Annotated in this window: 28 protein-coding genes; 16 read left to right on the forward strand and 12 right to left on the reverse strand. The window is 63.5% G+C overall.

All coding sequences use genetic code 11. The features are described from left to right. Positions 1-18: 18 nt before the first annotated feature. The 5 genes from AC25Y4_RS07085 to nrdF all read left to right on the forward strand — a co-directional run bounded on the left by AC25Y4_RS07085 (position 19) and on the right by nrdF (position 5,333). Positions 19-1,056 carry a LacI family DNA-binding transcriptional regulator gene (locus AC25Y4_RS07085; protein ID WP_488119692.1) on the forward strand — a complete coding sequence of 346 codons (1,038 nt, stop codon included), beginning with the start codon at positions 19-21 and terminating at the stop codon, positions 1,054-1,056. Between the two features lie 415 nt (positions 1,057-1,471). Beyond that, the gene (gene nrdH / locus AC25Y4_RS07090; RefSeq protein WP_488119693.1) at positions 1,472-1,705 is read left to right on the forward strand and encodes a glutaredoxin-like protein NrdH; all 234 of its coding nucleotides are present in this window, start codon (positions 1,472-1,474) and stop codon (positions 1,703-1,705) included. A gap of 80 nt (positions 1,706-1,785) precedes the next feature. Beyond that, positions 1,786-2,187, forward strand: a complete 402-nt coding sequence (gene nrdI / locus AC25Y4_RS07095; protein ID WP_488119694.1) for a class Ib ribonucleoside-diphosphate reductase assembly flavoprotein NrdI — start codon at positions 1,786-1,788, stop codon at positions 2,185-2,187. A 23-nt stretch (positions 2,188-2,210) separates the two neighbouring features. Beyond that, positions 2,211-4,316 carry a class 1b ribonucleoside-diphosphate reductase subunit alpha gene (gene nrdE, locus AC25Y4_RS07100; RefSeq protein ID WP_488120442.1) on the forward strand — a complete coding sequence of 702 codons (2,106 nt, stop codon included), beginning with the start codon at positions 2,211-2,213 and terminating at the stop codon, positions 4,314-4,316. Between the two features lie 42 nt (positions 4,317-4,358). Beyond that, entirely contained in the window at positions 4,359-5,333 is a 975-nt protein-coding gene (gene nrdF, locus AC25Y4_RS07105) for a class 1b ribonucleoside-diphosphate reductase subunit beta (protein WP_488119695.1), read from the forward strand. 179 nt (positions 5,334-5,512) lie between these two features. Here nrdF and AC25Y4_RS07110 read toward each other — a convergent pair whose 3' ends face one another. After that, a complete protein-coding gene (locus AC25Y4_RS07110; protein WP_488119696.1) occupies positions 5,513-5,818 on the reverse strand; it encodes an NIPSNAP family protein in 306 nt (101 codons plus the stop codon). A gap of 229 nt (positions 5,819-6,047) precedes the next feature. Here AC25Y4_RS07110 and AC25Y4_RS07115 point away from each other — a divergent pair, with 229 nt between their 5' ends. Beyond that, a complete protein-coding gene (locus AC25Y4_RS07115; protein ID WP_488119697.1) occupies positions 6,048-6,641 on the forward strand; it encodes a TetR/AcrR family transcriptional regulator in 594 nt (197 codons plus the stop codon). A 15-nt stretch (positions 6,642-6,656) separates the two neighbouring features. Here the strand turns inward: AC25Y4_RS07115 and AC25Y4_RS07120 are convergent, their stop codons facing one another. Then, positions 6,657-7,361, reverse strand: a complete 705-nt coding sequence (locus tag AC25Y4_RS07120) for an ABC transporter ATP-binding protein (RefSeq protein WP_488119698.1) — start codon at positions 7,359-7,361, stop codon at positions 6,657-6,659. Between the two features lie 9 nt (positions 7,362-7,370). Continuing rightward, positions 7,371-8,465 (reverse strand): ABC transporter permease, encoded by a 1,095-nt coding sequence (locus tag AC25Y4_RS07125; protein ID WP_488119699.1) that lies wholly within the window; start codon positions 8,463-8,465, stop codon positions 7,371-7,373. 149 nt (positions 8,466-8,614) lie between these two features. Here AC25Y4_RS07125 and AC25Y4_RS07130 point away from each other — a divergent pair, with 149 nt between their 5' ends. After that, positions 8,615-9,544: an oxygenase MpaB family protein gene (locus tag AC25Y4_RS07130; RefSeq protein ID WP_488119700.1), complete on the forward strand. Its 930-nt coding sequence runs from the start codon at positions 8,615-8,617 to the stop codon at positions 9,542-9,544. Positions 9,545-9,565: 21 nt separating this feature from the next. On the opposite strand, the gene AC25Y4_RS07135 is transcribed toward AC25Y4_RS07130, so the two are convergent. Continuing rightward, on the reverse strand, positions 9,566-10,255 hold the full coding sequence (locus AC25Y4_RS07135; RefSeq protein ID WP_488119701.1) for a YdeI/OmpD-associated family protein: 690 nt from the start codon (positions 10,253-10,255) through the stop codon (positions 9,566-9,568). A gap of 150 nt (positions 10,256-10,405) precedes the next feature. Between AC25Y4_RS07135 and AC25Y4_RS07140 the strand changes: the two genes are divergently transcribed. The 5 genes from AC25Y4_RS07140 to AC25Y4_RS07160 all read left to right on the forward strand — a co-directional run bounded on the left by AC25Y4_RS07140 (position 10,406) and on the right by AC25Y4_RS07160 (position 15,567). After that, the gene (locus tag AC25Y4_RS07140; RefSeq protein WP_488119702.1) at positions 10,406-10,861 is read left to right on the forward strand and encodes a nitroreductase/quinone reductase family protein; all 456 of its coding nucleotides are present in this window, start codon (positions 10,406-10,408) and stop codon (positions 10,859-10,861) included. A 231-nt stretch (positions 10,862-11,092) separates the two neighbouring features. After that, entirely contained in the window at positions 11,093-13,552 is a 2,460-nt protein-coding gene (uvrA, locus tag AC25Y4_RS07145; protein WP_488119703.1) for an excinuclease ABC subunit UvrA, read from the forward strand. 131 nt (positions 13,553-13,683) lie between these two features. Continuing rightward, positions 13,684-14,151 (forward strand): S-ribosylhomocysteine lyase, encoded by a 468-nt coding sequence (locus tag AC25Y4_RS07150; RefSeq protein ID WP_488119704.1) that lies wholly within the window; start codon positions 13,684-13,686, stop codon positions 14,149-14,151. Further along, positions 14,148-14,903 carry a 5'-methylthioadenosine/S-adenosylhomocysteine nucleosidase gene (gene mtnN / locus AC25Y4_RS07155; RefSeq protein WP_488119705.1) on the forward strand — a complete coding sequence of 252 codons (756 nt, stop codon included), beginning with the start codon at positions 14,148-14,150 and terminating at the stop codon, positions 14,901-14,903. The genes AC25Y4_RS07150 and mtnN overlap by 4 nt, the downstream gene beginning before the upstream one ends. A gap of 121 nt (positions 14,904-15,024) precedes the next feature. Then, positions 15,025-15,567, forward strand: a complete 543-nt coding sequence (locus AC25Y4_RS07160; protein WP_488119706.1) for a bifunctional nuclease family protein — start codon at positions 15,025-15,027, stop codon at positions 15,565-15,567. Positions 15,568-15,574: 7 nt separating this feature from the next. On the opposite strand, the gene AC25Y4_RS07165 is transcribed toward AC25Y4_RS07160, so the two are convergent. Both AC25Y4_RS07165 and AC25Y4_RS07170 read right to left on the reverse strand, forming a co-directional pair. Then, positions 15,575-16,834 (reverse strand): RNA polymerase sigma factor, encoded by a 1,260-nt coding sequence (locus AC25Y4_RS07165; RefSeq protein WP_488119707.1) that lies wholly within the window; start codon positions 16,832-16,834, stop codon positions 15,575-15,577. A 30-nt stretch (positions 16,835-16,864) separates the two neighbouring features. Then, positions 16,865-17,284: a YciI family protein gene (locus AC25Y4_RS07170; protein WP_488119708.1), complete on the reverse strand. Its 420-nt coding sequence runs from the start codon at positions 17,282-17,284 to the stop codon at positions 16,865-16,867. Between the two features lie 194 nt (positions 17,285-17,478). On the opposite strand from AC25Y4_RS07170, the gene AC25Y4_RS07175 reads away from it, so the two are divergent. Both AC25Y4_RS07175 and AC25Y4_RS07180 read left to right on the forward strand, forming a co-directional pair. Further along, positions 17,479-18,555, forward strand: coding sequence for a YihY/virulence factor BrkB family protein (locus AC25Y4_RS07175; protein WP_488119709.1), 1,077 nt, complete (start codon positions 17,479-17,481; stop codon positions 18,553-18,555). A gap of 154 nt (positions 18,556-18,709) precedes the next feature. Further along, positions 18,710-18,934: a hypothetical protein gene (locus AC25Y4_RS07180; RefSeq protein ID WP_488119710.1), complete on the forward strand. Its 225-nt coding sequence runs from the start codon at positions 18,710-18,712 to the stop codon at positions 18,932-18,934. Between the two features lie 34 nt (positions 18,935-18,968). Here the strand turns inward: AC25Y4_RS07180 and AC25Y4_RS07185 are convergent, their stop codons facing one another. From AC25Y4_RS07185 to AC25Y4_RS07200, 4 genes are all read right to left on the reverse strand, one after another. Next, a complete protein-coding gene (locus AC25Y4_RS07185; RefSeq protein WP_488119711.1) occupies positions 18,969-19,541 on the reverse strand; it encodes a DUF3618 domain-containing protein in 573 nt (190 codons plus the stop codon). Further along, positions 19,538-19,954 carry a phage holin family protein gene (locus AC25Y4_RS07190; protein ID WP_488119712.1) on the reverse strand — a complete coding sequence of 139 codons (417 nt, stop codon included), beginning with the start codon at positions 19,952-19,954 and terminating at the stop codon, positions 19,538-19,540. Before AC25Y4_RS07190 ends, AC25Y4_RS07185 begins: the two co-directional genes overlap by 4 nt. Beyond that, on the reverse strand, positions 19,951-20,682 hold the full coding sequence (locus AC25Y4_RS07195) for a hypothetical protein (protein WP_488119713.1): 732 nt from the start codon (positions 20,680-20,682) through the stop codon (positions 19,951-19,953). The genes AC25Y4_RS07190 and AC25Y4_RS07195 overlap by 4 nt, the downstream gene beginning before the upstream one ends. A 244-nt stretch (positions 20,683-20,926) precedes the next feature. After that, complete coding sequence (locus AC25Y4_RS07200; RefSeq protein ID WP_488119714.1) at positions 20,927-21,382, reverse strand: DUF2000 domain-containing protein; 456 nt, start codon at positions 21,380-21,382, stop codon at positions 20,927-20,929. A gap of 130 nt (positions 21,383-21,512) precedes the next feature. Between AC25Y4_RS07200 and AC25Y4_RS07205 the strand changes: the two genes are divergently transcribed. Both AC25Y4_RS07205 and AC25Y4_RS07210 read left to right on the forward strand, forming a co-directional pair. After that, positions 21,513-21,968 (forward strand): Lrp/AsnC family transcriptional regulator, encoded by a 456-nt coding sequence (locus AC25Y4_RS07205; protein WP_488119715.1) that lies wholly within the window; start codon positions 21,513-21,515, stop codon positions 21,966-21,968. Positions 21,969-22,070: 102 nt separating this feature from the next. Then, entirely contained in the window at positions 22,071-22,694 is a 624-nt protein-coding gene (locus AC25Y4_RS07210; RefSeq protein WP_488119716.1) for a cadmium resistance transporter, read from the forward strand. A gap of 5 nt (positions 22,695-22,699) precedes the next feature. Here AC25Y4_RS07210 and AC25Y4_RS07215 read toward each other — a convergent pair whose 3' ends face one another. Continuing rightward, positions 22,700-23,176, reverse strand: a complete 477-nt coding sequence (locus AC25Y4_RS07215) for a MarR family winged helix-turn-helix transcriptional regulator (RefSeq protein ID WP_488119717.1) — start codon at positions 23,174-23,176, stop codon at positions 22,700-22,702. 98 nt (positions 23,177-23,274) lie between these two features. Further along, entirely contained in the window at positions 23,275-23,964 is a 690-nt protein-coding gene (locus AC25Y4_RS07220) for an SDR family NAD(P)-dependent oxidoreductase (RefSeq protein WP_488119718.1), read from the reverse strand. Positions 23,965-24,043 lie beyond the last annotated feature (79 nt).

Raw genomic sequence — 24,043 nt, forward strand, 5'->3', positions numbered from 1 at the left:
CAGGAGCCAATGAGTCAGGTGAGTACGGACGGCGAACGGGTACGCGTTGCGAACATCTTCGACGTGGCGCGGCTGGCGGGGGTGTCTCACCAGACGGTGTCTCGCGTGCTCAACGACCTGCCCAATGTGCGCCCGGCCACACGTCTCCGCGTCGAACAGGCCATCACGCAGCTGCGCTACCGGCCGTCGCCTGCAGCCAGAGCCCTCGTTACCCGGCGCTCCCGCACCATCGGACTGATCACGACGGGCGGTCCTGACTACGGGCCGTCGAGCACGGTGCTTCGGTTCAACGAGGCTGCCAGGCAGGCGCGGTATGCCGTGAGCATGGCCAGCATGCTGGAGTCTGACCCAGAGTCACTGCGCTCGGCCGTCGAGCTGTTGCTGCGGCAGAATGTCGAAGCCATCGTGCTGATCGCCGCACACCGGGGAGCGCTTGACGCCGTCAGGGGAGTGGAACTCGGGGTGCCGCTTGTCGTCGTCGAGTCGAGTGGACGCAGCGGATTCCACAGCGTGGGCATCGACCAGTATCACGGTGCGCGAACGGCCGTTGGGTACCTGGCAGAGCTCGGGCACACGAGCATCCTGCATCTGGCAGGGCCGGCAGATTCAATGGATGCCACCGAGCGCGTTCGCGGCTGGCGCGACGAGTTGAATGAGCGCGGCCTCATCGCACGCGAGGCGATGTGGGGCGACTGGACACCGGCCAGCGGATACCGGTTCGGCGCGATCCTCGCGGACTCTGTCACGGCTCCCGACAGCGCCGGGTTCACTGCCGTGCTGGCGGGCAACGACCAGATGGCCCTCGGATTCATGCACGCCCTCACCCAGCGGGGCTTCCTGGTGCCGCGCGACGTCAGCGTGATGGGCTTTGACGACATCCCGGAAGCCGAACATTTCACCCCGCCGCTGAGCACCATGAGACAGGATTTCAGTGCACTCGGGCGCGACATCATGGCGTCGCTGCTGGCGATCCTGCAGGACGAGGAGTCTCCTGATCCGCCGACCGTTGCACCGGAGTTGATCGTTCGCGAGTCCACCGCGCCGCCTCGGGTTTAGCGCAGGTCGAGCGCGGTTTCGGCGCGAAAATTACCCGCGCGCCGCATCCGCTGGAATGTCGGTGGCTAGTGCAAGACTGTCTCCAGCAACACAACATGTAGTGGTTTACCGACACGCCGAAGTGTTATCCACAAGCAAAATAGTTTGAAATCGTCTGCCTGTGGATAACTTCGCAACGAGCCGCGGAAAATGGCCTCTCTCGAGGGCGTGAGCTGTTGACAACCGGTGGACAACCCGTGGATAACTACATATTTGTAATTACTGCATGTTGTGCCCGTTCCTATCTGCGATCACTAGATGTAGTATTAGAAGTCCAGTCGGCGACGTCGTGAATGTCTTGAATTCCGGTCGTTTGACTCCACTATTGAACTGCTGGTTCAGCTACGAAATCAGCTAAGAAGAGAGGGCCAGCGCCATGGCAATCACGGTCTACACGAAGCCATCCTGTGTGCAGTGCACCGCGACGTACCGGGCTCTCGACAACAAGGGCATCGAATACAACATCCTTGACCTGTCGGCCGACGAGGGTGCCCTCGAAGCCGTTAAGGCTCTCGGCTACCTGCAGGCTCCTGTCGTCATCACCGACGAGGATCACTGGTCAGGCTTCCGCCCCGACAAGATCAACGAGCTCGCTGAACGTCTGGCGTAAGCGCCGATTCAGCAGCACAAGCAGTACAAGTACAAGCGCAAGCAGTACTCGCATCACATCGGCACGCGAGGGGGTGTTCTATGGCCGAGTTAGTTTACTTTTCGAGCGTTTCGGGAAACACGCACCGGTTCATAGAGAAACTCGGTCGCCCCGCTACACGCATTCCGCTCTACGCGCGTGAAGAACCTCTGCGCGTGAAAGAGCCATACGTGCTGTGCCTGCCCACCTACGGTGGCGGCAACGGTGCAGGGGCAGTGCCCAAACAGGTAATCCGGTTTCTCAACGACCCGATCAACCGATCACTGATTCGCGGCGTCATCGGCGCCGGAAACACAAATTTCGGTGAGGCATACGGCATCGCCGGGGACATCATTGCCGCCAAGTGCAAGGTGCCCTGCCTCTACCGATTCGAAGTATTTGGAACCCCGGATGATGTGCGCATCGTTCACGAAGGATTGGATTCATTTTGGAAGCAACTGTGATTGACGCACCAAGCGGTCTCGGAATGGATTACCACTCCCTGAACGCGATGCTCAACCTCTACGGCCCGAACGGCGAGATCCAGTTCGACAAGGACCGCGAGGCTGCGCGCGAGTACTTCCTGCAGCACGTGAACCAGAACACGGTGTTCTTCCACAGCCTCAAGGAACGTCTCGACTACCTGGTGGAGAAGGAGTACTACGAGCAGGCAGTGCTCGACCAGTACTCGTTCGAGTTCATCACGAAGCTCAACGACCTGGCCTACTCGAAGAAGTTCCGCTTCCAGACCTTCCTCGGTGCGTTCAAGTACTACACCTCGTACACGCTCAAGACGTTCGACGGAAAGCGTTACCTCGAGCGCTTCGAAGACCGCGTCGTCATGACCGCACTCGGCCTCGCTGCCGGTGACGAGACGCTCGCCGTCAACCTGGTCGAAGAGATCATCGCCGGTCGTTTCCAGCCGGCCACCCCGACCTTCCTGAACTCCGGCAAGGCACAGCGCGGCGAGCTCGTCTCCTGCTTCCTGCTGCGCATCGAAGACAACATGGAGTCGATCTCCCGCGGCATCAACTCGTCGCTGCAGCTCTCGAAGCGTGGCGGTGGCGTCGCCCTGCTGCTCTCCAACATTCGTGAGGCCGGCGCACCGATCAAGCAGATCGAGAACCAGTCCAGTGGCATCATCCCCGTGATGAAGCTGCTCGAAGACTCCTTCAGCTACGCCAACCAGCTGGGTGCCCGCCAGGGTGCCGGTGCCGTGTACCTGCACGCGCACCACCCCGACATCATGCGCTTCCTCGACACCAAGCGTGAGAACGCCGACGAGAAGATCCGCATCAAGACGCTGTCTCTCGGCGTGGTCATCCCCGACATCACCTTTGAACTGGCGAAGAAGGGTGAGGACATGTACCTGTTCTCCCCGTACGACGTCGAGAAGGTGTACGGCGTTCCGTTCGGCGACATCTCCGTCTCAGAGAAGTACCAGGAAATGGTCGACAACCCCCGCATCAAGAAGTCGAAGATGAAGGCCCGTGACTTCTTCCAGACCCTCGCGGAGATCCAGTTCGAGTCCGGCTACCCGTACATCGTGTACGAAGACACCGTCAACGCTGCGAACCCGATCAAGGGCCGCATCAACATGTCGAACCTGTGCTCTGAGATCCTTCAGGTCAACACGCCGACCACGTACAACGAGGACCTCTCGTACAACGAGATCGGCAAGGACATCTCCTGCAACCTCGGCTCGATGAACATCGCCCTGGCGATGGACTCGCCCGACTTCGGTCTGACCGTTGAAACCGCCATTCGCGGCCTCAACTCGGTCTCTGAGCAGAGCCACATCTCATCCGTTCGTTCGATCGAAGACGGTAACGACAAGTCGCACGCCATCGGCCTCGGCCAGATGAACCTGCACGGATACCTGTCCCGCGAGCACGTGTACTACGGCAGCGACGAGGGCATCGACTTCACGAACATCTACTTCTACACGGTGCTGTTCCACGCGCTGCGTGCCTCGAACAAGCTCGCCATCGAGCGTGGCCGTGCCTTCGAAGGCTTCGAAGACTCGACCTACGCATCCGGTGCGTTCTTCGACAAGTACACCGACCAGGTGTGGGAGCCGGCAACGGCGCGCGTCGCAGAGCTGTTCGCGACCTCTGGGGTCACCATCCCGACGCAGGCCGACTGGGCAGCGCTGAAGGCATCCGTCATTGAGCACGGTATCTACAACCAGAACCTGCAGGCTGTACCGCCGACTGGCTCGATCTCGTACATCAACAACTCGACGTCGTCGATTCACCCGATCGCGTCGAAGATCGAGATCCGCAAGGAAGGCAAGCTCGGCCGCGTGTACTACCCGGCGCCGTTCATGACGAACGAGAACCTGGACTACTACCAGGATGCCTACGAAATCGGTGCAGAGAAGATCATCGACACCTACGCGGCGGCTACCCAGCACGTCGACCAGGGCCTGTCGCTGACCTTGTTCTTCAAGGACACCGCCACCACTCGTGACATCAACAAGGCTCAGATCTACGCCTGGCGCAAGGGCATCAAGACGATCTACTACATTCGTCTGCGCCAGCTCGCGCTCGAGGGCACCGAGGTTGACGGCTGCGTCAGCTGCATGCTCTAGATCTGCTGCCCACTCGAATCTCTGGATAAAAGGAACACACTCATGATTGACAAGCTGAAGCTCGTCTCCCACGTTGACGCCATCAACTGGAACAAGATCGAAGACGAGAAGGATGTCGAGGTCTGGAACCGCCTCGTCAACAACTTCTGGCTGCCCGAGAAGATCCCGCTGTCGAACGACATCCAGTCGTGGAACACGCTGACTCCGGCAGAGCAGCAGCTCACCATGCGCGTGTTCACCGGGCTGACCCTGCTCGACACCATCCAGGGCACCGTCGGTGCCGTCTCACTGATTCCGGATGCCATCACTCCTCACGAAGAGGCCGTCTACACGAACATCGCGTTCATGGAGTCGGTGCACGCGAAGAGCTACTCGTCGATCTTCTCGACGCTCTGCTCCACGAAGGAGATCGACGAGGCGTTCCGCTGGTCGACCGAGAACCAGAACCTTCAGAAGAAGGCTGCGATCGTGATGGAGTACTACCAGGGTGACGACCCCCTCAAGCGCAAGGTGGCATCCACCCTGCTTGAGTCGTTCCTGTTCTACTCGGGCTTCTACCTGCCGATGTACTGGTCGAGCCACGCCAAGCTCACGAACACGGCAGACATGATCCGCCTGATCATTCGTGATGAGGCTGTGCACGGGTACTACATCGGGTACAAGTTCCAGAAGGGTCTCGAGAACGAGACCCAGGAGCGTCGCGATGAGATCAAGGACTACACGTTCAACCTCATGTTCGAGCTGTACGAGAACGAGGTGCAGTACACGCAGGACCTGTACGACGAGGTCGGTTTGACCGAAGACGTCAAGAAGTTCCTGCACTACAACGCCAACAAGGCATTGATGAACCTGGGCTACGAGCCGATGTTCCCGAAGACCGTCACCGACGTGAACCCGGCAATCCTGTCGGCGCTCTCGCCGAACTCCGACGAGAACCACGACTTCTTCTCTGGTTCTGGCTCGTCGTATGTCATCGGCAAGGCAGTGAACACCGAAGACGAGGACTGGGACTTCTAGGTCTCCTGAATCACCATTGAAAGGGCGGATGCTTCGGCATCCGCCCTTCTTGTAGCTGTCTCCAGGACTGAGCTACCGCCCATCGACGATCGACATGAACCTGCGAAGGCGACGATGCCCCGAGGAATCAGCCTGTTGCGATGGCGGATGCCGCGGCATCCGTCATCGCAACATCCCTGCTATTCGAATACTGGTGAGAGAAAACGACGTTCGTAGCGGCGAATGCACTGCGTACGCCTAGCGAACTCGATTGCAGCGATGCACTCCGGGTCGGTGGATGCAGCCGTGCGGTACTGCTCGTAGGCAGCGAGCGAGTCGAAGGTGAAGAGCGCGAATGCTTCGTCGCTGTCGCCTTCGCTGGGCAGAAAGTACCCGTGATGTGTGCCGCCGAGCCTGTTGACGAGCCGGATCCACTCTTGGCCGTAAGTGCGAAAATCGTCGAGTTTGTCGGCGTCGATCTCATAGCGAAGGTGGATCGTGATCATTGAGGTTTCCGTCTCTGTGGGGTGGGCAGTGTCGCATCGATCTCATGCTCCCACCTTTGAAGTCAAGCGTCCCGCCGATTGGAGGCATAAAACGGAGGACGCGAAAGTCCGGGAAGATGCTCCCCCGGCACGCGTGTTGCGACCAGGAGGCGACGCCGACTTTAGCCAGCCAGACCGAGACCGCTCGATAGACTGGCGGAGCAATCGCAGGGTGAGGAGCATCAGGGGCATGCCGAAGATTTCCGCGCCGACCGTGGCAGAACACCGCAGGCGCCAGCGCGAGGCGCTCCTGACGGCCGCCACCGAGCTGCTCGTTCAGGGCGGCGTTTCTGCCGTCACCCCGGCGGCCGTGGGGGCTGCGGCAGGACTTGCCCGCCCCAGCGTCTACCAGTACTTCGACTCGGCCGCCGGCATCCTGGCGGCCATCATCGAGGACTCGTTTCCGCGCTCGAACGCCCAGCTTGCCGTCGCCCTCGACGGGCTCTCCGAGCCGCTTGAGGTGATGGACGCCTACGTGCGCGAGACGCTGCGCCAGGCCGCCGAGGGAGCGCACCGACCCGCCGCCGCACTGTCTGCGGCGCAGTTGCCCGACGCGTGCCGGGCCCGGCTGGCCGAGCTGCACCATGAGCAAATCGCGCCGTTCATGGGGGCACTGCAGCAACTGGGCGTTCCAGAGCTGATGATCACCGCGCGCCTGCTTGGCGGGGTGCTCGAATCGGCCATGGGTGCCATCGAGTCGGGTTCAGATGCGGATGCTGTCACCCGCACGACCATCGCGCTGGTCCATGCCGCGGTGCAGCCGGCCGGGTCGCTGCACTCCTAGACGACGCCCTCGACGTTAGGCGGCCACGGCCTCTGCTGCTTCGTGCACGCTCAGGTTGCCGTCGACCATGACCAGCACGCTGTCCATCAGGGGCAGGTGCGTGCGGTCGTGGGTCACCAGCAGGGTGGCGACGTTGCGCGTGCGGGTCAGCTCGATGATGAGCGCGATGATGGCTGCGCCGCGTTCCTGGTCCAGTGCGCTGGTCGGCTCGTCGACCACCAGGACAGACGGGTCGTTCATGAATGCGCGCGCGATGTTCACCCGCTGCCGTTCACCGCCGGAGAGTGCGTTCGGGCGCTTGTGCGCCTTCTTCTCGAGGCCGACGGCGGCGAGGAGCTCAAGTGCCTTCGCCCGTGTCTCGGCCTTCGAACGCTTGGTGGCGGCCGAGCCGAGGTGGCTCATCAGCTCAAGCTGCTCAAGCGCGGTGAGCGAGGCCAGCAGGTTCGCCTGCTGGAAGACGATGCCGATCTGGTCGCGGCGCAGTGCGGCAGTCTCACTGCGAGAGAGGCCGGCAGCGGCGGTGCCGTTGATCAGCACCGAGCCCTGCTGGGGGGAGATCAACGTGGAGGCCACGGCCAGGACGCTCGACTTGCCCGAGCCGCTGGGGCCGGTGATCGCCGTGATCTCGCCGGGCATGACGGTGAGGCTGGCCGCGTTGATCGCGGTGATGACGCCGTCGCCGTCGGGGTAGGTGAGGGTGACATCGCGAAGTTCGATCATGGTCTGCTCCTAGCTGTTCTGGGCGTTGAGGGCGGAAAGCGGGTCGGCCTTGACGACGCTGCTGAGTGCAAAGGCCGCACCCACCAGGCCGAGGCCGACCATCGCGATGCCCGGAACGAGCGTGGTGAGCGGGCTGATCACGAATGGAACGGCAGCGGGCAGGGCGGCGCCGGCTGCAATGGTGAGCCCGATTCCAAGTCCCACCCCGACGAGCAGCACCACGAATGCCTGGCCGAGTGCATCCCGCACCAGGCTGCCGGTTGAGGCGCCGAGCGCCTTCAACACGGCGATGTCCCTGCTGCGCTGGATGGTCCATACGGTGAAGAAGGCGCCGATCACCAGCGCTGAGATGCCGAGCAGCAGGCCAAGCATGAGTGCCAGAGAGCCGATCTCGCTCTTGAAGACCTCGATTGACATCAGCGACATGAGCAGCGAGGTTGAGACGGTTGCTGCGTCGGCATCGACGAGGGCGGCATCCGTCGGGGCTCCCTGCACGATGAGCGCCGTTGCGAACGGGGCCTCTCCCGCAGTCTGCTTGGCCACGGTGGTGCGCCAGTCGTCGATGGTGGTCCAGATCACGCCGGTGTGGCTGTACTCGGAATCCTGTGACACCCCGGCCACCGTGAACGTGTCGCCGAAGATGGAGATTTCGTCCCCGACGTCGGCCAGCAGCGCTTCGTGCGAACGCTCCGAGAGGATGACGGTGCCCGCCTCCGTTGGAATCATCTGGTTCGGTGAGATGCGGGCGAACGAGCTGTCGACGCCGAAGAGTGAGGCGGTCTGCTCGCGGTCGCCGGCTGCGGTGACCCTGCTGGTCAGGATGCCGAGCGGCAGGACGGCGTCCACGCCTTCGGCGGCCGACCAGATGGCCGCGGACTCGGCACTGATCGTGGAGTCGGAGAAGCTGAGGGTCTTGCCCTCGGCCGGCTCCGAGAGCACGACCTTGTCGGCCTTGAACGGCGTGACCGCAGAGATGTTGGCGTTGGCGAGACCTTGCGTCAAACCGCCGAGAAAGCCAACCAGGAGCGTGATGAGGAGCACCACGGAGGCGATGAGAGCGAATCTGCCCCGGGCGAAGCCGAGATCACGCCATGCAACGAACACGTTTCAACCTTACTGACAGTAGTGTCGGTACGACTGTCGCCCACAGCCTAACACCACGGAAATACGCCGCCCTGATAGGTTCCCAGCGGAGCCAGACGTTCGCAGCGGATCCGCAGCCGCACGGGGCCGACTCGGGCTAGCGTCGAATCATGAGTGATCGCCGCACGGCCAGCTCCCCACCCGCCGGTGCCACGCGTTGGCGCCCAGGGCGCTCGGGGCGCCGCGAGCCGCCGGCCTGGACCCTCGCGCTCGCAGACGGGACGGACGCCGGATTCTTTGGGCCTGGTAGTGCCGTGTGGGCGGTCAACGGAGCGCTGCCGACGCTGGTCGCCGGCATCCGCGCGTTGCTGTTGCAAACCCTGAATCCGGGAGCGATGGCCGGTGTGCATGATTGGTCGCGCTACCGCGAGGATCCGCTCGGACGGCTCGACGGTACGGTGCGGTGGGTGGCCACGACGACGTTCGGCGATCGGGCGAGCGCGACTGCGGCATCCGCTTTCGTGTCCCGGCTGCACGAACATGTGACGGGAACCTATGTCGACGCCCGCGGCGTCGAACGCGCGTATGCGGCGAACGACAAGGAGCTGCTGCGCTGGGTACACGACGCCTTCACCGAAGCGTTTCTCGGTGCCCATGCACTCTGGGGAGGGCCGATCCCCGGCGGGCCGGATGCCTACGTGCGCGAATGGGCACAGGCCGGTTCGCTGATGGGAGTGGCCAACCCGCCGACGACCGTCGCGGAACTGCACGCCGAGATGGATAGCTACCTCGCAGAAGCCAAGCCCGACGCGCGCGTTGCCGAGGCCGTGCGTTTTCTGCGGAAGCCCCGGCTGCCGGGGATGACGGGGCGGCTGTATCCCATCCTGTTCGGCGGCGCGGTGGCCTCCCTCGACCGGCACCAGCGCGAACTACTCGGGCTGCGGCGCCCGTGGTGGCCGGCGGTGACGCTGACGCGGATGCTCATCGTGGGCGGGGCGCGCATGCTCGGCCCGGTGTCGCCGAGTGAGCAGAACGCCAGGGCTAGAATCGCGCGGCTGGATGCGGCACGGTCGCCCGCCAACGGGCAGACGGATGTCTGACCGACAGACTGTCTGGGTCGCTCAGCTCTCCTGGTCGGGCGGTGAAGCGGATGCCGCCGCTCGCGCCGCCTCCGCGGCACGCTCAGCCCACTTGGGAACCTCCCCGTAGCGCTGGAAGGGGACCAGCAGACCGGCTGCGCTGTCGTCGATGAGCTGGGCCAGCCGTCGTTCGCGGGTGGCCTCCTGCTTCGCGGTGAGTGCCCAGTGGATGACCTGGCGGCGGTAGGTCGGCGTGGCAGCGTCCCAGAAGGCGGCGGCTCCGGGGTTCGCGGCCAGCCGAGCGGCGGCCTCTGGCGGCAGCTCCTGATCGGGATTCTCGTGGGAGTACACGCCCGATCTGTCTTCGCGTCGGCGCTCGAACGCGGCGATGCCAGCCTCGCGCATCCGCCCCTCTGCGGTGAGCTTCTCGACCAGCGCGATGTTGACGCTCGACCAGATGCTGGCGGGCTTGCGCGGCGTCCAGCGCTGGCGCCTGGCATCTTCATCGATGCGCTGGGAGACGGAATCGATCCAGCCGAAGCACAAGGCTTCTGGGACGGCCTGTTCCCAGGTGAGCCCGCCGTCTGGCACGTGCTTCTTGTTGAGGCCCATCCAGAGTTCCGTCGCGGTGGCATGGTTGGCCTCGAGCCACGCGCGGAACTCCTCTGGCGTGGCGAAGAAGATCGCCGGCCGCTCTGGTGTGCCGCCCGGCGTGCCGATCGTCGTGGTCATGGCACGAGTCTGCCAGAACGTACCGAATCGAGCGAGAGTGCACAACGATGGGTGGCCCAAGCACTCCTTGTGGCTCACGGCCGCTCAGGAGGACGATGGAAACGTGGTCGGCATTCCTGCCGAAGGACAGCGAGCAAAGGAGACGAGACCATGGCATTCGACACTCCGAACGGAACGCGAGGGGCCCGCCAGCCCGGCCACAACCGAATCGAGCGCTGGGCAAACCAGCGGATGATCGGCCACGTCCGTCGCACCGGCACCCTCGGGCGCTCCAACACGCTGGTGCTGGTGACTGTGGGGAGCAAAACAGGAGCCGAGCGCATGACCCCCGTTGGGTGGTTCCCCGGCGGTGGCGATAGCCGGCTCATCGTGGCGTCGGCAGCGGGCGCCGCACGCAACCCGTCGTGGTATTTCAACCTTGCGGCGCATCCATCCGCCGTTCGCATCGAGTATGCCGGACAGCGGACCGATGTCACCGCGTCACAACTGCACGGCGCGGAACGGGAGGAGGCCTGGCGACAGATCACGACCCAGGCCCCTGGGTACGCCAAGTACGAGACGGCCACCGACCGCGAGATTCCTGTCATCCGGCTCACGCCACGCTGACGCCGTATCTCTGCGCCTGCGGCGACGAACGCATCGCCCGGCTGGAGGCGGCAGCAGAGGCAGCAGCAGCGCCTGCGCGCGGGCAAACGAATCTCCAATCGCGCCCGGCAGGCACCCAACTCGCCAGCGTACGGTGGGCCATGGTGGGCGCTCGTCGATTCGATGAGCGCGGCTAATGAGTAGTGCCGTCGAAATCGAATCCCCTCTTTCGGCGGTGAGAACGGTGGATGTATGACACGTGACGACGTGGATGGCTGGGTTCGAGTTCGCGACGCCCGAGAACACAACCTGAAGAATGTCGACATCGACATTCCCCGAGACTGCATGGTGGCCTTTACCGGCGTCTCGGGTTCGGGCAAATCCTCGCTCGCGTTCGGCACGCTGTATGCCGAGGCCCAGAGGCGCTATTTCGAATCCGTCGCGCCATACGCGCGGCGCCTGCTGAACCAGGTCGGTGCCCCGGAAGTGGGAGAGATCACCGGGCTGCCCCCGGCTGTCGCGCTGCAGCAACGCCGCGGGGCGCCGAGTTCACGCTCGACCGTCGGCACGATCACCACGCTGTCCAATCTGCTCCGGATGCTCTACTCCCGGGCTGGCACGTACCCGCCCGGCGCGACGCACCTCGCCGCCGAGGCATTCTCGCCGAATACCGCGGCCGGAGCGTGCCCCCGCTGCCAGGGCCTCGGGGTTGTGCACGACGTCACCGAAGCCCTTCTCGTTCCCGACACCACGCTGAGTATTCGCGACGGGGCGATCGCTGCCTGGCCGGGGGCATGGCAGGGGGCGAACCTCCGCAGCATCGTGCGCGGTCTGGGGATCGACATCGAAAAGCCGTGGCGGTCGTTGCCCCGCGCTGATCGCGACTGGTTGCTGTACACCGATGAACAGCCATCCGTGCTGGTCGAACCCGAAGACGGTCGCATCGACCATGGCTACTACGGAAAGTTTTGGAGCGCACGCAAGCACGTCATGCATGTGCTGGCACAGTCGCAGAGCGAGCGGATGCGCGAGCGGGCCCTCCGCTTTGTGCAGAGTATTTCCTGCCCGGACTGCGGCGGCAGTGGCTTGCGTCCAGAGGCGCTGGCCGTCACTTTCGCAGGGCGCACGATCGCCGAAATGAACGCGGTACCGCTGGGTGACCTCGCGGCGGAATTGCGAAACGGGGTCGAGGCGGGAGCCGTTGCGTCTGCGGAGGAGGGCAGTGAAGCTGCCAGTCGAATCGCCGCCGACGTGATCGCCCGGGTTGACGTGTTGCTTGACCTTGGGCTGGGCTACCTGAGCCTCGGCCGAAGCTCGACCACGCTTTCGCCCGGCGAATCACAGCGGATGCGCATCGCCACACAATTGCGCTCCGGGCTCTTCGGCGTCGTCTACGTGCTTGACGAGCCGTCCGCTGGCCTGCATCCTGCCGATGCACAGCCACTTCTGGACGTATTGGATCGCCTGATTGCGTCGGGCAACTCCCTGTTCGTCGTCGAACACGACCTCGATGTCGTGCGCCGAGCCGACTGGGTCGTCGACATCGGCCCTGGTGCCGGTGAAGGAGGTGGGCACGTCATCTATTCCGGCCCTGTCGAGGGGCTGCGGGAGGTCGAGGAGTCGATCACCGGCCGTTACCTCTTTCCACGCTCGGCGACGACAGCTCACGAGCCCCGCACACCCCAGGGCTGGTTGCGCCTGAATGGAGTCACTCGGCACAATCTCCGTGACACGTCGGTCGAGGTTCCCCTCGGGGTGATGACCGCGGTCACCGGCGTCTCGGGATCGGGAAAGTCGACCCTCGTGACCCAGGTGCTCGCGCATGTGGTGCGCGGCCATCTGGGGACGGCATCCGACGAGCCGGACGAAGCCGTGCTCGAGGTTGATGTTGAGGGTGTGTCCGGAGTAGAGACGTTTGATCGGCTGGTCGTCGTTGACCAACGCCCCATCGGCCGAACCCCGCGCTCCAACCTCGCTACGTACACCGGCATGTTCGATGTGGTGCGCAAACTCTTTGCGGCCACCGACGAAGCGAAGGCCAGGGAATACACCGCGAGCCGATTCTCGTTCAACGTCGCCGGTGGGCGCTGCGAGACGTGTCAGGGCGAAGGCTTCGTCTCGGTCGAATTGATGTTCCTGCCCGGCACATACGCGCCCTGCCACACATGTCACGGGGCGCGTTACAACGCAGAGACGCTGGAAGTGACCTATCGCGACAAGACGATCGCGGATGTCCTCGCGATGACTGTCGACGCTGCTGCAGCCTTTTTCGCTGAGGTTGTCACTGCGTCGCGAAGCCTCGCGACGCTCCGTGATGTCGGTCTCGGCTATCTCCGTCTCGGCCAGCCGGCGACCGAGCTCAGCGGTGGAGAGGCACAGCGAATCAAGCTGGCCACCGAACTGCAACGAGCCCGGCGCGGTCATGCGCTCTACCTGCTCGACGAGCCGACCGCCGGCTTGCACCCGGCAGACACCCAATTGCTGCTTGACCAGCTGCAACAACTGGTGGATGCCGGCAACACCGTGGTTCTCGTGGAGCATGACCTCGCTGCGATCACCGCTTGCGACTGGGTTATCGACTTGGGTCCTGGTGGTGGCAACGCAGGCGGCCAGGTTGTCGCGTCAGGCACGCCGAGAAGCATCGCGCGCGGTGAGGGGGCCACAGCGACGTATCTGGCGGCGTGGCTCGCGAGGCACGACGACACGGCGTAGCAGTTGGGACTGTCTTCAGAAGCTACATTCAGTACTTGAACAAACTCCCCAGATAGTCTGTTCTCTCGGTCGCTGTGTTATGTGCGGCTCTGTTGCCCCGTAGACAATCGATCTCGAACAGAATGATGAAAATGAACCAAGAGCGCATGAATGTCGAGTCCTTCAATCTCGATCACCGTCTCGTTGCGGCACCCTACGTGCGGGTCGCCGACACGAAGCACCTCCCTGCCGGTGACGTGATCACGAAGTTCGACGTGCGGTTCACCCAGCCCAACGTCGATCACCTCGAGATGAAGGCCGTGCACTCGCTTGAACACCTGTTCGCCGAGCACTCGCGCAACCACTCCGAGAAGGTCATCGACTTCTCGCCGATGGGTTGCCAGACGGGTTTCTACCTGATCATGCAGGGCGCCCCAGACTTCGACGAGGTTGCCGCGCTCATCGAGGTGACGCTGAACGACATTCTGAGTGCTGACTCTGTATCTGCTGCCAACGAGGTCCAGTGCGGCTGGGGCGCCAACCACTCGCTCGCCGACGCTCAGGCTGCAGCCGCGCGCTTCCTCGCGGGCCGCGACTCCTGGAACGTGGTCTACGCGTGAGCACACCTGCACATGCACCCGCACTTGCCATCCTCGTCGCCATGGACGACGAGCTTGAGCCCTTCCTCGCCCGCGCCGAAGACGTCGGCCCCGCACGGCAGATCGGAAACGCGGTTCTTCGCGACGCGCTCCTCGGCGGCCACCCCGCCGTACTCGTCCGCACCGGCATCGGCCTCGTCAACGCAGCCGGAGCGGCCACCACGGTGATCCTCGAAGCGCAGCGTGACGGAGGCGTCCTGCCGCTCATCATCAGCGCCGGCAGCGCAGGCGGATTGGGCGCCGACGTTCGCGTCGGCGACGTGGTCGTCGGAACCGACTACATCAACGTGGATGCCGACGCTCGCGCATTCGGCTACAAACTCGGCCAGGTTCCCGGCATGCCGACAAACTACCTCGCGGCAGAACACGTGGCAGAAGCGATCCTCGCCTCTCACGCGCTCCGCGTCGGTGTTGTGCACCAGGGTCTGATCGTGTCCAGCTACAGCTTCGTGACGCCTGCTCGAGCAGAGCTCATCACGCGTGATTTCTCTGGGGCGCTGGCCACCGACATGGAGTCATCCGCGATCGCTCAAACCTGCCACGTTCACGGGGTTCCGTTCGTGTCCATCCGTGGCATTTCAGACCTGTGTGGTCCAGCTGCCGAGGACGATTTCCGAGGCCAGGTCGATGACGCGGCAACCCAGTCGGCAAGTGTGGTCATCTCCTCGATTGAGTCTCTCGTGAGTGCATTGGATATCCCAGCCCTGGTCTAAAGGCTGCAAAATACGGTGGGCGGATGCTTCGGCATCCGCCCATTTTTTGTGTGACAGCTAGACAGTTGGCCGCTCACAGGCCGTAACCCCGCGGACGGACGTACGATTGCCGTGTCATGTCATGCCCGATAATTCGACGGGAGTCGCCATGGTTCAGGTACGCGTTCTCGGGGTTGCCCTCGATACAGAGGGCCAGCACATCGTCCTGCTGAAACCGATAGGCGAGCCGCCAGCCGTGGGAAACGTGCTGCCGATCTGGGTCGGCGAGCAGGAAGCGACCTCGACGCTCATCGCCCTCGGCGGGGATACGGCACCGAGGCCGCTGTCGCACGATCTGATGAAGACACTCCTCGACACCGTCGGTGCCCACATTGATCGGGTTGACGTGACTCGCATCGAAGAGGGGACCTTCTTCGCCGAGATCACTCTGACCACGGCATCCGGTTCAGTCGTGCTCGATGCCAGACCCTCGGATTCCGTCGCACTGGCGCTGCGCACAGAGGCACCGCTCTTCGTCGCGGACGACGTGTTGGATGAGGCTGGTTTTCCCGCCGCGATGGTGGAACCTGACCGTAGCGAGGAGGAGACGGAGGACGGCGAGCAGACGCTCGACGAGTTCAAGGAGTTCATCGAGCACGTCGATCCCGAGGACTTCCAGGGCTGACGCCGTGTCAAACCCCGACGCTGAGCGTTTCAATCTTCCGCTCGAGCTCCGCGCGTTCGGCAGTGTTTTTGCACAGGGCAACGGCATCGAGGAGCGCGGCCCGAGCTTCGCCCCGCCGGCCGAGACGAATGAGCATCTCGCCACGCACCGCCGGCAACAGGTGCGAGCTGGCAAGTTCGCCTTGGGCGGCAATGACGTCGACCAGGGCGAGGCCGTCGGCCGGGCCAGAGGCCATCGCCACGGCTACTGCACGGTTGAGGTCGATGATCGGCGACGGGGCCAAGCGCCCGAGTGCTTCGTAGAGGATGACGATCCGTGGCCAATCGGTGTCAGCCACGGACCGGGCGACTGCGTGGCACTCGGCGATGGATGCCTGGAGCCCATAGGCGCCCAGCCCGCGGCCGGCGCCGCTCGCGCGTGCCAAGGCTGCGCGCCCGCGTCGAATCGCCGTGTGGTCCCACAGCCGTCGATCCTGGTCTTCCAATAGCACCGGATGCCCAGAAGCGTCGAGCCGTGCGGGGAAACGGGCCGCGGTGAGTTCCAACAGTGCGAGCAGGCCGAACACCTCGGGATCGGGCCTGAGTCGCACTAGTGTGCGAGCCAGGCGGCGTGCCTCGGCGGCCAGATCTGTGCGCATCCACTCCTCTCCGCTCGAGGCAGAGGAGCCCTCGGTAAAGATGAGATAGACGACGTGCAGCACCGAGCCGAGACGGTCGGCCAGTTCATGCGATTCTGGCACGGCAAACGGCACGCGCGCGGCGGCCAGAGTCTTCTTGGCCCGAGTTATGCGAGCCTGGATCGTCGGCACTGTAACCAGAAACGCCGTGGCGATCTCATCGCTCGTCAGGCCGCCGACGACCCGCAGGGTCAACGCGATCCGTGCTTCCCGCGACAGCACCGGGTGGCAGGAGATGAACATGAGCGCCAACACGTCGTCGTCGATAGCCTGAGGGTCGAACAGGGCGTCAACGCCGGGTTCCAGATCGTCAAGATCGCGGGCGAGTATGGCATAGCGTTCGTCGCGCGCGGATCGACGCCGAAAGGCGTCGATCGCTCGGCGACGACCTGTGGTGAGCAGCCATCCGGTCGGTTGGGCCGGAACGCCGTCGATCGACCACGACACGAGAGCTTCGGCCAGCGCCTCCTGAGCGAGATCCTCGGCCAGCGAGAAATCCCCGGTGTAGCGGGCGAGGGCGCCGACGATGCGGGCGGATTCCATTCGCCACACCGCTTCGACGGCGCCCCGCGCCTCAGACCTGCTCACCATTGGCTACTCGTCGGCCTCCTCGTCGTCGGTTCAGAGCTGGGCGGTCTGCTCGCGCCAGGCGCGTTCCTTCTGAATCCACTCGTTGTCCTGCGGAAACTCGTCGATCGACGTCACACGGCGAATCTCGGTCTTGCTCCCCGCGGTGAGCGGTGCACGCTTGGCCCATTCGACAGCTTCCTCTTTCGACGCGACATCGAGAATGTAGTAGCCATTGAACAGCTCCTTCGTCTCCCCGTAGGGGCCGTCGGTGACGACCGGTGTCTCACCGGAGAAGTCGACGACGACACTCTCGTTCGCGTCCTCAAGGCCCTCGGCTGCCAGCAGCACGCCGGCACGAATCAACTCGTCATTGAATTTGCCCATTGCGTCGAGGATCTCCGCAAAATCGACGTTGATGAAGTTCGCAAACGACTCGTCGGTCGCCCGCATGATCAGCATGTACTTTGGCATTTCGTTCTCCTTGTGTTGGGGAAAGTCGCTTGCTGACTTTCTCACCCCAAGGTCGAATGGCGCCAGTCTAAATCGACACATGGTCGAAATTCTTTTTGATGCTGGTGAGCGAGCGTAGCTGCGCGGAGTGCAGCATCCCGCGGTTCACGATCCGTGTATCGTCGGGTTTATAGAGCGCTATTGAGGAGGCACCCGTGGTCCGCAATGACAATCGTAAAAAGCAGGAAAACGCGCCAGCACCGGATGACGCCCGCAAGCCGGACTCGCCGACCGAGGTCACCAAACCCTCGTGGAAGTACGTACTGCGGAAGACATTCCGCGAGTTCACGGCCGACCAGTGCACCGATGTCGCCGCTGCACTGACCTACTACGCGGTGCTGTCTCTCTTCCCGGCCTTGATCGCGTTGATTTCGTTGCTGGGCGTATTCGGTCAGAGTGAGAAGTCGATCGATACGATTCTCTCCCTCGTCGACGAGATCGCGCCGGGAGACACTTCCGACGTACTGCGCGGTCCGCTCGAACAGTTCAGTTCGTCGCCGGGGGCGGGGTTCGCCCTCGTATTCGGCATCGTGCTCGCCATCTGGTCGGCATCCGGTTATGTGGGTGCGTTCGCCAGGGCGATGAACCGGATCTACGAGATCGAAGAGGGGCGTCCGTTCTGGAAGCTTCGCCCCGTTCAGCTGGGCGTAACGATTGTCTGCATCATCCTCGTCATGATTGCGCTGGTGATCGTGATCGTGTCCGGCCCTGTCACGAGCGCTGTCGGCAACGCACTGGGGCTCGGCGAGACAGTTCAGGTCGTGTGGTCGATCGTCAAGTGGCCGATCCTGGCCTTAGTCGCCGTGCTGATTATCGCCATCCTGTATTACGCAACACCCAACGCCAAGCAACCCAAATTCCGGTGGATCAGCATGGGGGCCCTGGTCGCGCTGATCACATTGCTCGTCGCCTCGTTCTTGTTCGGCCTGTATGTGACGAACTTCTCGAACTACAACCGCACCTATGGGTCGTTGGCCAGCATCGTGGTGTTCCTGCTGTGGCTGTGGATCGCCAACCTCGCCCTGTTGTTCGGGGCCGAGTTCGATGCAGAGCTGGAGCGGGCACGGCAGCTCCAGGCCGGGATTGCCGCGGAGGAAGCGATTCAGCTTCCGCCGCGGGACACCCGGAAAATCGACAAGAACGCCGAGAAGGAACGCGCAGACATCGCCAGGGGGCGGCAGCTGCGTGAGGAAGCACTCAAGGCCTCGACAGAGAATAATGAGGGTTCGTGAGGGCTGAGGGGCCGCTCACGAAACCGTCCCGGCAACAGGCAGGCCGACACGCAGGGAGCCCGAACCGCTCGACGTCGGCGCCCTTGCGGTAACCGAGGAGTCGCCGTACGTTGGCCGTACAACTTGGGCAAACGCTATACGGGAAGGCCACTCGATGGGCGAAAACAGCAGCGGGGCATCCACTGGAGGGTATCCGGAGGGTGTGCCGGACGAAGAAAAGCCGGAACGCTTTGACGACGATCCGGTCAACGCGGACACGAAGGCCGAGGAGGAGATTCTCACCGTTCCGTCGACGGATCGCGATGAGGACATCCCCGCAGACGCTGCTCACAGTGAGAGCGGTGACACGGCCGAGAGCGAATCAGAAGCGCCCGACTAGCGCGTGCGCTGGCGCCTCGGCCGCGCCACATGGGTCATGGGGTTGAACCGTCCTTCTTGGCGCTCTCCTGCGCGGTCTGCGCAGCACCCTTGACCTGGTCTTTGAGGTCAGAAGAAGCGGATGTCGTTTCCTCCTTGACGGCCTCGAATCCATCGGTGGCAGAATCCTTCACCGCATTGACAGCGTCCTGGGCCGGTTCGCGCAGGTTGTCTGCCATTTCTGTTGCGGCATCCTTCAGCATGGGTTCGGCCGCCTCCTTGATCGACTCAGCCATCTCCTTTTCCCTGGTACTGGCTGGGATCAGTGATGCGAGGAGCCAGCCGGCGCCGAAGGCGATGAGGCCAACGGCCAGAGGGTTGCCTTTGGCACCCTCGACGGCTTTGTGGGGGGCGCCTGTGACGGCATCGCCCACATCGGACGTTGTGTCTCGGGCAGTTCCCATGATGCGGTCGGTCCAGGAGCTGAAGACACCCTTTACCTTTTCCGTCTGACGATGGGCGATCTTCGATGGGGTCACCTTGTCGGCCAAAGCGTCCACGTCACTTCCGAGTTCGGACCGGGTGCGCTCGATGTCGGCTCGAATCTGGTCCGGGTCGCTGTTCGTCATCGGTTCTCCTCATTTCTTTTCAGTGTTTCCGGAATTTCCTTGAGGGTTTCCACCGTCTGGGGCGCTCCCTGGATGGTCTTCATCTTGCGCTGTGCCGACAAGAACATGATGAGGGCGATGATCGCCCAAATCACTGCGATGACAACAGCCGACCAGGCATTTCCAATGAGATATCCGAGACCCCACCACGCTGCAATCGACAGGAACAACACAGCCATGATGGCGCCATACGCTGCGCTGCCGTAGAACCCTGCGGCCTTACCGGTGCGAGTGGCTGACTCCCGCAGTTCGGACTTGGCAAGCTCAAGTTCCTGCCGCATCAGGGTGGAGATATCACGGGTCACTTCATTAAGGAGGTCACCCAGCGACGTGTTCGCGGCCTGTTCTTCCGACGGCGTTGGTCGGTCAGTCATCGGAGTCCGCCGCCTTCTGGAATGTGGCCGGTTGTGCCTTCTGCACCGCGCGTCTGGTCGTAGATAGGCGTGGCCGGATTGATCCCCGTGGTGGCGTCAGCAGGGGTGGATCGCGGTGGTGTGACGGTGGTCGGAGCGGCGGCCTGAGGCCTGGTCCCGTGACTCGTGGGATGCGCGTGCTCGCCATGGTCGCTGGCAAGGGAGCGCGTGAGTCGACCCGCCAGCAGGCCAGCGGCCGCGGAAATCCCGATGAATGCGAGAGGGTTCCGCCGCGCATAGCGGCGAACCTCGTCGAGGACGGACTCCGGGTTCCTTTCATTGAGCCAGGACGCGACTTTGCCGCTTCTGGACGCCGCCCGCTGCACGAGGTCGGTCGCCATGCCGCGCTCTTCAGAGTTGTCTGCCATGTGCTGCAACTCGTCGCTCATCGACTGCAACCCAGAGGCGGCACGTTCCTGCTGCGAAGTGGCCTGCTCGTTCAGCTGTTCCTTCGCCTCCGCGAACAGGTCCTTGGCCTGGGTCTTCACCTCAGACGCGACTTTTCCGGCCTCGTCTTTGGCGACTCCGGCTATTTTCTGGCCTTCTTCAGCCGCATGCTCTCCCAGCTGAGAGCCCTGCTGCTTGAGAGTGTCGGCCGTATTGGTGCCGCCAGAAGTGCCCTCGTTGCGCGGTGGGACTACCTGTGGGTCATCGTCGCTGGGCGGTACCGGGGGGTAAACGTTCGACATTTCGTACCCTTTCTCTGTGTGCTGCCCTGTCTACGCGGCACAGCCCATCGGGTACGTCCATGATGAATTCACTTGTCCGCGCGGGCCAGCCGGTTTGTGAGCCACGTTAAGCCGCGCCGCGCTCGTCAACAAGTGGTTGCCACCTGAGCAAAAATGTGGCAGTCCTCCCGTCCCAGCCTCGTCGCAGGCGCAGACACCGTGCCACGCTCGCACTAGGGCACTAGGGCACTAGGGCACTAGGGCACTAGGGCAGCAGGGTGAGTCCCTTGGTCAGCTTGTCCACACGGTTCTTCGGGCCGACGATGCTGACGGCGTAGTAGTCAAGGACACCAGCGGATGCCACAGAGTCCAAATACTCGCTGTAGATGCGGGTGTGCTGCGCCGACGCAGGCATATCGGCGACGAAGACACCGTCTGAGGCGTGCGCGTTAGAGCGAAGGGTCTGCAACTGTTCGTTCGTGCCGCCCAACACAGAGCAGCCGGCCCAGGGCAGGCCGGTGTGAGAAGAACCGGCGGCATCCACTGCATCTGGTCCAAGGAGCCCGATCACTTCTGACGATGTTGCCGCCGCCACACAGATGGCGGCGTTGGCCGCGCGACCCGCTGGCAGGGCCGTGTCGAGCACGATGACCCACTTGAGTCGTGCGGAGCGAGTCGGCGCAGTGATGTCCACCTCGTCAAGAGCAAATCCGATTGTCACACGTGTCTCCTTCGTCTCAGGGCTGATCCATTTGTCTTTGTGACCAGTTGGTTGGGCAATCGTAGAATGAAAATAGGCGCCCAATTTCTACGGGCGTAGGTTGTACGGCAAATCTGGGGGATTGGTGAATATGGATGAACTTGACAAGGCGATTCTGGCGGAATTGCAGTCAGATGCACGCACAAGCAACCGAGACGTCGCTCGTGCCGTGGGGGTATCGCCGACGACCGCATTTGAGCGGACGCGCGGACTTCGGCGGCGAGGCATCATTCGCGGAGCGCTGCTCGACATCGACCTGGCCGCAGTGGGGCGTCCGGTCCAGGCGCTGATCGCAGTGAAGATCCGTCCGCCGTCGCGGGACAACATTGAGGCATTCCGCGACTGGGTCTTCACGCAACCAGATACCCTCGGGGTCTTCGTGACCTCCGGCACGGAAGACTTCCTCGTGCAGATCGCGGTCTCCGACAATCAGGCCCTGTACTCATTCGTCGTTGACAAGCTCACGACGAGGGCCGAGGTCGCAGACGTGCGAACATCCGTCATCTACGAGCACCTCCGCAACAACGCCATGACGCCCAGCGACTGACAGGCTCTTGCCAGCGCGCCGGAGGCCTCGCACACTGGGGGAGTCGGGCCGCCGTCGCGGTGGCGGCGGTAAACGCCCGCTTCGAAGGACGCTGGTCGTGCAATGGATCTAGCTATCATCTGGCAGGCCGCCGCGATGTTTGTCGGTACCAACATTGACAATCTGCTCGTGCTCTCGCTCTTCTTCGGCCAGACGGCCGGTCGCCGCGCCGCAGAATGGCGGGTCGTCAGCGGGCAATACCTGGGCTTCGGCATCATCCTCGTCGCCTCAATTGTCGGCGCGCTCGCTGCCGGCCTTCTCCCGGAGGGCTTTTTGCCCTACCTCGGGCTGGTGCCCCTCGTGCTGGGGATTCGAACCGCAATCACGTCATGGTGGCATCGAAAGGATCTGGAGAAGGACGAGTCAGAGACGGTTGCATCGGACGATCGCGAGGGCGGTCCGACGATCTGGGCGGTCGCAGGGGTGACGCTCGCAACTGGCGGGGACAACATCGGTCTCTACATTCCGATTTTTGAGCGAGCGGGTGTGAGCGGAATGTTCGTCTACTGCCTGGTTTTCCTGGTGATGCTCGCGCTGCTCATCGCTCTCGGCCGGTTCCTGACCCGATGGGAGGCCGTGGCACAAACCATCGACCGCTGGGGACACGTCGTCTTCCCCCTGGTGTTGATCGGGCTCGGACTGTACATCCTGATCGAGGGCGGCGCGTTCGGAATCCCCACCCCGTGACGCGGCTACGTCTGGTCTTGCCGACCCAGCCAGCCCATCTCGGCGCTCACGGCGCGCATTCCCTGGACGAGCGCCTGCAAGTCTGCCAGCTGCAGGCGCGCGAGCACCTCAGCGTTGAACTCTGGGCGAGCGGTCACGAGGCGCCGCGCGACCATGCGTCCGAGCGCAGTCGCACGGACCCGCCGCACGCGCGAGTCATGCGGGTCCGTCGTGCGCTCGGCGACTCCCTGGGCGACCAATCGATCGAGCACTCCAGAGACTGCGGCCTCTGAGACGCCGAATGTTGCTGACAGCCCACGCCCGGTCGCACCGTCTTCGGTGCTGACGAGGATAGCCAGGACCTTCATCTGCCGGAGTGTGAGTTCAGTGGAGAAGAGGGGTTCGAGCAGCACGGGAAGTGCAGTGGTCTCGAGCGCTGTCGTGACTGATTCGAGCTGCTCCAACAAGCTCGCCCGCTCGCGCGACTCGGCAGCGTCCGTCATCCCATTACCGTAGTGCCGATCATGCCTGTTGGCGCCATCCGCTGGATTTCCGGCCAGCGGATGGCGCGTCTACCTGGAGGTCGACGAAGTTGCAGTGGTCACCACTGCAGCTCGCCTGCTTCGTCCTGGAAGGTTCCCGTTGGACCGTCAACGCTCAGGGTCGCCCACCGCACAACGACTCTGGCGCTCTCCTCGACCGATCGACCGATGCCGAAGGCAGCGGTCATGTCGGTGGCGGTGGCACCGGGCTCGATGGCGTTGAACGTGATGCCCGGCTGCGCCTTCGCGTAGTGCACGGTCAGCATGGTGGCTGCGGCCTTGGACGATGAGTACAGCGCGAGTGGCAGCTGGAATTCAGGCCTTTCGGGGTTGTTCACCGCCCAGAACGAGCCGGCACTGCTCGACACGGTGACGACGTTGGGGTTCGATGAGCGGCGGAGCAACGGCAGGGCCGCCTCCGTGACGCGCACGATGCCCACGGCGTTCGTGTCGAACGAGCGCAGGGCCGCTGGACCGTCGAGCGCGGTGTCCAGGACTCCGGCGTTGTGCACGAGGACGTCGAGGTGCCCCTCTGCCGCGTTTATCGCGGCCAGTGCGCTCGACACGGATGCGTCGTCGGTGACGTCGAGCTGCACGAATCGCGCTCGCGCTCCGAGGGTTGCTGCGGCGAGCTCGCCACGTTCGACGTCACGTGCGCCGATGTAGACGGTGTGCCCCAGCGCCAGCAGCTGCTTCGCGGTCTCGAAACCGATGCCTTTGTTGGCACCGGTGATCAATGCGACGGTCATGTCTTTCCTCTCAAACGGTCTGGCCGAACTGGCCGTTTGAGACTCTACGAACATCCGTTTCTCTCGCCCAGAGCCCCCG

This window comes from Leifsonia sp. Y878, from assembly GCF_057669685.1.

Excerpts from the sequence above, each read along its gene's own strand:
- nrdH (WP_488119693.1), top strand. The coding sequence starts at position 1,472 with ATGGCAATCACGGTCTACACGAAGCCATCCTGTGTGCAGTGCACCGCG.
- nrdI (WP_488119694.1), top strand. The coding sequence starts at position 1,786 with ATGGCCGAGTTAGTTTACTTTTCGAGCGTTTCGGGAAACACGCACCGG.
- nrdE (WP_488120442.1), top strand. The coding sequence starts at position 2,211 with ATGGATTACCACTCCCTGAACGCGATGCTCAACCTCTACGGCCCGAAC.
- nrdF (WP_488119695.1), top strand. The coding sequence starts at position 4,359 with ATGATTGACAAGCTGAAGCTCGTCTCCCACGTTGACGCCATCAACTGG.
- AC25Y4_RS07110 (WP_488119696.1), bottom strand. The coding sequence starts at position 5,818 with ATGATCACGATCCACCTTCGCTATGAGATCGACGCCGACAAACTCGAC.
- AC25Y4_RS07115 (WP_488119697.1), top strand. The coding sequence starts at position 6,048 with ATGCCGAAGATTTCCGCGCCGACCGTGGCAGAACACCGCAGGCGCCAG.
- AC25Y4_RS07120 (WP_488119698.1), bottom strand. The coding sequence starts at position 7,361 with ATGATCGAACTTCGCGATGTCACCCTCACCTACCCCGACGGCGACGGC.
- AC25Y4_RS07130 (WP_488119700.1), top strand. The coding sequence starts at position 8,615 with ATGAGTGATCGCCGCACGGCCAGCTCCCCACCCGCCGGTGCCACGCGT.
- AC25Y4_RS07135 (WP_488119701.1), bottom strand. The coding sequence starts at position 10,255 with ATGACCACGACGATCGGCACGCCGGGCGGCACACCAGAGCGGCCGGCG.
- AC25Y4_RS07140 (WP_488119702.1), top strand. The coding sequence starts at position 10,406 with ATGGCATTCGACACTCCGAACGGAACGCGAGGGGCCCGCCAGCCCGGC.
- uvrA (WP_488119703.1), top strand. The coding sequence starts at position 11,093 with ATGACACGTGACGACGTGGATGGCTGGGTTCGAGTTCGCGACGCCCGA.
- AC25Y4_RS07150 (WP_488119704.1), top strand. The coding sequence starts at position 13,684 with ATGAACCAAGAGCGCATGAATGTCGAGTCCTTCAATCTCGATCACCGT.
- AC25Y4_RS07160 (WP_488119706.1), top strand. The coding sequence starts at position 15,025 with ATGCCCGATAATTCGACGGGAGTCGCCATGGTTCAGGTACGCGTTCTC.
- AC25Y4_RS07165 (WP_488119707.1), bottom strand. The coding sequence starts at position 16,834 with ATGGTGAGCAGGTCTGAGGCGCGGGGCGCCGTCGAAGCGGTGTGGCGA.
- AC25Y4_RS07170 (WP_488119708.1), bottom strand. The coding sequence starts at position 17,284 with ATGCCAAAGTACATGCTGATCATGCGGGCGACCGACGAGTCGTTTGCG.
- AC25Y4_RS07180 (WP_488119710.1), top strand. The coding sequence starts at position 18,710 with ATGGGCGAAAACAGCAGCGGGGCATCCACTGGAGGGTATCCGGAGGGT.
- AC25Y4_RS07185 (WP_488119711.1), bottom strand. The coding sequence starts at position 19,541 with ATGACGAACAGCGACCCGGACCAGATTCGAGCCGACATCGAGCGCACC.
- AC25Y4_RS07190 (WP_488119712.1), bottom strand. The coding sequence starts at position 19,954 with ATGACTGACCGACCAACGCCGTCGGAAGAACAGGCCGCGAACACGTCG.
- AC25Y4_RS07195 (WP_488119713.1), bottom strand. The coding sequence starts at position 20,682 with ATGTCGAACGTTTACCCCCCGGTACCGCCCAGCGACGATGACCCACAG.
- AC25Y4_RS07205 (WP_488119715.1), top strand. The coding sequence starts at position 21,513 with ATGGATGAACTTGACAAGGCGATTCTGGCGGAATTGCAGTCAGATGCA.
- AC25Y4_RS07210 (WP_488119716.1), top strand. The coding sequence starts at position 22,071 with ATGGATCTAGCTATCATCTGGCAGGCCGCCGCGATGTTTGTCGGTACC.
- AC25Y4_RS07215 (WP_488119717.1), bottom strand. The coding sequence starts at position 23,176 with ATGACGGACGCTGCCGAGTCGCGCGAGCGGGCGAGCTTGTTGGAGCAG.
- AC25Y4_RS07220 (WP_488119718.1), bottom strand. The coding sequence starts at position 23,964 with ATGACCGTCGCATTGATCACCGGTGCCAACAAAGGCATCGGTTTCGAG.